This is a genomic window from Actinophytocola sp. (assembly GCF_045807065.1).
Classification (GTDB): Bacteria; Actinomycetota; Actinomycetes; order Mycobacteriales; family Pseudonocardiaceae; genus Actinophytocola.
In genome coordinates this window covers 1-5,045 of sequence record NZ_JBJMIE010000654.1, presented here as the reverse complement: position 1 = coordinate 5,045, position 5,045 = coordinate 1, and the positions used below count along the sequence as shown (strand labels likewise).

General features: G+C 72.2%; 5 protein-coding genes. 2 read left to right on the top strand and 3 right to left on the bottom strand.

The genetic code is table 11. The features are described 5' to 3' along the window. Positions 1-1,471, top strand: a 1,471-nt coding sequence (locus tag ACJ73U_RS38510) for a glycoside hydrolase family 13 protein (protein WP_407782707.1), incomplete at its 5' end; no start/stop codon positions are given. Here ACJ73U_RS38510 and ACJ73U_RS38505 read toward each other — a convergent pair. Further along, positions 1,441-2,121 (bottom strand): SDR family oxidoreductase, encoded by a 681-nt coding sequence (locus tag ACJ73U_RS38505; protein ID WP_407782706.1) that lies wholly within the window; start codon positions 2,119-2,121, stop codon positions 1,441-1,443. The genes ACJ73U_RS38510 and ACJ73U_RS38505 overlap by 31 nt on opposite strands. A gap of 69 nt (positions 2,122-2,190) precedes the next feature. On the opposite strand from ACJ73U_RS38505, the gene ACJ73U_RS38500 reads away from it, so the two are divergent. Then, entirely contained in the window at positions 2,191-3,018 is an 828-nt protein-coding gene (locus ACJ73U_RS38500; RefSeq protein ID WP_407782705.1) for a LysR family transcriptional regulator, read from the top strand. Here ACJ73U_RS38500 and gcl read toward each other — a convergent pair. Together gcl and ACJ73U_RS38490 are read right to left on the bottom strand one after the other, a co-directional pair. Next, positions 3,008-4,696 carry a glyoxylate carboligase gene (gcl, locus tag ACJ73U_RS38495; RefSeq protein WP_407782704.1) on the bottom strand — a complete coding sequence of 563 codons (1,689 nt, stop codon included), beginning with the start codon at positions 4,694-4,696 and terminating at the stop codon, positions 3,008-3,010. The genes ACJ73U_RS38500 and gcl overlap by 11 nt on opposite strands. Positions 4,697-4,704: 8 nt before the next feature. After that, positions 4,705-5,045, bottom strand: a 341-nt coding sequence (locus ACJ73U_RS38490; protein WP_407782703.1) for an NAD-binding protein, incomplete at its 5' end; no start/stop codon positions are given.

The window sequence follows — 5,045 nt, the reverse complement described above, 5'->3', positions numbered from 1 at the left end:
CTGGTTCAACCCGTGGTACCCGTCGCCGATGGACGACGGCGGCTACGACGTGTCGGACTACCGGGACATCGAGCCGGTGTTCGGCACACTGGCGGAGGCCGAGCTGCTCATCAGCGAGGCGCACGACCTGGGCATCAGGATCATCATCGACATCGTGCCGAACCACTGCTCCGATGAGCACCCCTGGTTCAGGGCCGCGGTCGCCGCCGGGCGCGGCTCGAAGGAACGCGAGCGCTTCTGGTTCCGCGACGGGGTCGGCGACGGACCGCCCAACAACTGGCAGTCCCGCTTCGGCGGCTCGGCGTGGACGCGGGTCGAGGACGGCCAGTGGTACCTGCACCTGTACAGCTCGCGGCAGCCGGACCTGAACTGGACGAACCCGGCCGTGCACGCGGAGTTCGTCGACGTCCTGCGGTTCTGGTTCAACCGCGGCGTCGACGGCTTCCGCATCGACGTCGCCGACGGCCTGGTCAAGGAGGACGGGCTGCCGGACGTCGCCGACCCGAACGGCCGGCTGCCGTACTCCGACCTCGACGGCGTGCACGAGATCTACCGCGAGTGGCGCCGGATCGCCGACTCCTACCCGGACAAGCGGGTGTTCGTCGGCGAGATGTGGTTGCCCGACCCGCTGCGGTTCGCCATGTACCTGCGGCCCGACGAGCTGCACTCGGCGTTCAACTTCGACTTCCTGTCCTGCCCGTGGGACGCGGCGAGGCTCCGCGAGGTCGTGGACGCGACGCTCGCCGCGCACGCCCCGGTCAACGCGCCGGCCACCTGGGTCCTGTCGAACCACGACGTGACGCGGCACGTCACCCGCTACGGCCGCGCCGACACGTCGTTCTCCTTCGCCGACCGGCAGCACAAGGCGCCGACCGACCTCGAGCTGGGCACCCGGCGCGCCCGCGCGGCCGCCCTGCTGACCCTGGCCCTGCCCGGCGGCGTGTACATCTACCAGGGCGAGGAGCTGGGCCTGGCCGAGGTGGAGGACCTGCCGGACGAGGTGCGCCAGGACCCGGTCTTCACGCGCACCGGGGGCGCCGACATCGGCCGGGACGGGTGCCGGGTGCCGGTGCCGTGGTCGGGCACCGAGCCGCCGTACGGCTTCAACGCCACCGGCACGGCGCCGTGGCTCCCGCAGCCGGCGGGCTGGGCGGGGTCCACAGTGGAGGACCAGACCGGTGACCCGGGGTCGATGCTGGAGCTGTACCGCAGTGCCCTGACGCTGCGCCGGACCGAGCCCGCCCTGGGCGACGGTTCGCTGACCTGGCTTGCCGGTCAGCCGGACGGCGTGCTGGCGTTCGCCCGCGACGAGACCTTCGCGTGCCTGGTGAACCTGTCCACCACGCCGTCCGAACTACCCCCGCACACCGAGGTGCTGCTGGCGAGCGGGAACCTGGAGGGCACCACGCTGCCGCCGGACACGGCGGTGTGGCTGCGCACTCACCAGGCGACGGCGCCGTCGTCGTCGTAGAAGCCCGCGGTCGGGCCGTCGTCGCCCAGGGTCGCCATCGCCACGGCGATGCGCGCGCCCTGGGCGGGCGGGCGGTGGCCGTTGTGGTTGTTGAGATCGGTGTCGCAGTAGCCGGGGCACACCGCGTTGATCTTGAACGGGGTGTCCCGCAGCGCCTTGGCGTACTGCAGGGTGATGGCGTTGACCGCGGACTTCGAGGGCGGGTAGCCGAGGCCGATCGGCGTCTCGTCACCGAGCATGCGGGACAGTGACCCGACGCTGCTGGACACGTTGACGATCCGCGGGTGCGCCGACCGCCGCAGCAGCGGCAGGAAGGCGTCGGTCACGGTGATGACGCCGAACACGTTGGTCTCGAACGCCCGTCGTACCGCGTCGAGGTCGACGCTGCCCGGCGCCTGCCCCGGCCCGCCGATGATCCCCGCGTTGTTGACGAGCACGTCGAGCTGGTCGATGCTCTCGGCCGCCCGGCGGACCGACTCGGGGTCGGTCACGTCGAGCTGGACGAAACGGGCACCCGTGTCTGCGGCGGCCTTCTCACCGCGCTCGACGTCCCGCGCGCCGAGGTAGACGTCGATCCCCTCGGCGACGAGCTGTTTCACGATCTCGAGGCCGATTCCCTTGTTGCCCCCGGTCACCAGTGCTGTAGTCATGTACCCAGCCTGGTCGCGGCGCGGCACCGCGTCCAAGACCGGCTGGGTCGGCAGGGATACCCTGGAGGTATGGATTCGCGGGAGCTTCGTTACTTCGTCGCGGTGGCCGAGGAGCTGAACTTCGGCCGGGCCGCGGCCCGCCTCGGCATCGCCCAGCCGCCACTGTCCCGCACGATCCAGCAGCTGGAACGGCGGATGGGGGTGACGCTGCTGGACCGCACGAGCCGGTCCGTGCGGCTCACCGAGGCGGGCGCGGTGCTCCTGCACGAGGGCCGCAAGGCCCTGACGGCGCTGACCGCCGCCGAGCGCCGGGCGCAGCGGGTCGGTGGCGAGCGCCTCGTCCTGGCCATGAAGCCCGACAGCGACGGCGGCCTGCTGGAGAAGATCCTCGCCAGGTACGGCGCCGACGTGGACCTGCGGATCTGCGGGATCGGCGAGCAGAGCGTGCTCCTCCGCGAGGGCCACGCGGACGCCGCCCTGCTCCGCTTCCCGCACGACGACCCGGCCGGCTTCGCCTACGAGGAGCTGCTGACCGAGTCGGCCGTGGTGGTGCTCCCCCGCACGCACCGCCTGGCGGACCGCCCGTCTGTCACCATGGCCGACCTCGCGGACGAGCAGCTCCCCCACTGGCCGGGCTCGCCGCCGAACGGGGGCCCGCTGGTCACGGACACCGCCCAGCTCACGCAGCTGATCGCGCTGGGCCGCGCGGTCGCGGTGCTCCCCGCCTCCGCCGAACACCACCTCCGCCAGGGCCTGACCTGCGTCCCGGTCACCGATGGTCCACTGTCCACCCTGGCCATCGCGTGGCCGGAGGACGCCCGCTCACGCCCGCTCGCCGCACTGGTCCAGGCGGCGGTCGACTGCGCGGAACGTGCCCCGGCCGGCGTCAGTCGCTGACCGCCAGTTCCGGGACGGGTTCGAACTCCTTGATCTGGTCCAGGGACGGGCCCATCGCCGCGTTGGCCTCGCGTTCGACCATGATCTCGACGAGGACCGGCAGCGACTCCCGCTCCGACTCCGCGTCGGCCCACTCCAGGGCGGCACGGATGTCGCCGGGGTGCTCGACGCGGCGGGCCGGGCAGCCGAACGCCGCCATCAGCTTCACGTGGTCGACGCCGCCCTCGCCGTAGTGCAGGTCCACCGCGTAGTTCATGTCGTACGGCAGCTCGGCCTGGCGGATCAGGCCCAGGTACTCGTTGTTGACCATGACGATCACGAACGGGATGCGGTACTGCGCGGCGACCGCGATCTCCTCCATCAGGAACTGGAAGGAGTAGTCGCCGGCCACGGCCACGACCCGCCGCGACGGGAACGCGCACTTCACGCCCATCGCGGCCGGGACCTCCCAGCCGAGCGGGCCGGCCTGGCCGCACACCAGGTACCGGCGCGGCAGGTAGGTGTGCTGGAACTGCCCCGACCAGATCTGGTAGAGCCCGATGGCGGTGACGAACGTGGTGTCCTCGCCGTAGTGCTCGTTGATCTCCCGGTACACCCGCGGCGGCTTGATCGGCACGTCGTCGAAGTCGTCGCGGCGGGGCAGCGACGACCGCAGCGACGCGACCCGCGACGGCCACGCGTCCCCGTGCGGCGCGCGGGATCGGGCGGCCGAGGTCAGCGCGGCGAGGGTGGGCTTGGCGTGGCCGACGATGCCCAGGTCCGGCTCGAACACCCTGCCGAGCTGCGTCGGCTCGATGTCCACGTGGATGAACTTGCGGTCGCCCCGGTACACGTCCAGGTCGCCGGTGTGCCGGTCGCCGAAGCGCGCGCCGACCGCGAGGACCACGTCGCTCTCCAGGAACGCCTGGTTGCCCCAGCGCGTCTGCGTCTGGATGCCCGCCATGCCGGCGAACAGCTCGTGGTTCTCGGGAAACGCGCCCTTGCCCATCAGCGTCACCTGCACGGGAACGCGCATCGCCTCGGCCAGGGCCCGTAGCTCGACCGCCGCGTCCGCGATGATGACGCCACCGCCGGCCAGGATCAGGGGGCGCCGCGCGCCCGCCAGCAGCTCGACCGCGGCGCGGACACGCGCGGGATGCGGCTGGGGGACGTCGACGGGCAGGGGCGCGTCGAGCTCCGGGTCGTAGTTGCACAGTCCTCTCTGGACGTCCAGGGGCAGGTCGATCAGCACCGGTCCCGGGCGCCCGGACCGCGCGAGCCGGAACGCCTCCCGGAACACCCACGGCGCCTGGCCGGGTTCCTTCAGCTGCACGGCCCACTTGGTCACCGGCTTGGCGATCTCCACGATGTCGACCGCCTGGAAGGCCTCCTGGTGCAGCTTCGCCCTCGGCGCCTGCCCGGTGATGCAGATCATCGGGATGGAGTCGGCGAGCGCGGTGTACAGGCCGGTGATCATGTTGGTGCCGGCGGGACCCGAGGTGCCGATGCTCACGCCGACCTTGCCGGTGGCGCGGGACCAGCCGTCCGCCGCGTGCGTGCCGCCCTCCTCGTGGCGCACCGTGATGTGCCTGATGCCGCTCGTCCGCAACGCCGCGTACAGCGGCAGGATCGCGGCGCCGGGGATGCCGAAGACGGTGTCCACGCCCTCCGACTCCATCACGGCGACGGCCGCTTCCATGCAGGGGATCACGCCGCGCCCGCCTTTCCGGACAGGCCCTCGGCGACCTTCAGCAACGCCGAGTGGTCCAGCTGGCCGTAGCCCTGGGCACGCGCCGAGGCGATCAGTGCCGCGACCAGGTTGCCGACCGGCAGCGCCACCCCGGCGTCTCGCGCGGCGTCGAGGATGATGCCCATGTCCTTGTGGTGCAGGTCGATGCGGAAACCCGGCTGGAACTCCCGGGCCACCATCGTCTCGCGCTTCAGCTCGTGGATCCGGCTGCCGGCGAGCCCGCCCGCCAGCACGTCGAGGCCGACCGACGCGTCCAGGCCGGACGCCTCCAGCAGCACGATGGCCTCCGCCACCACCG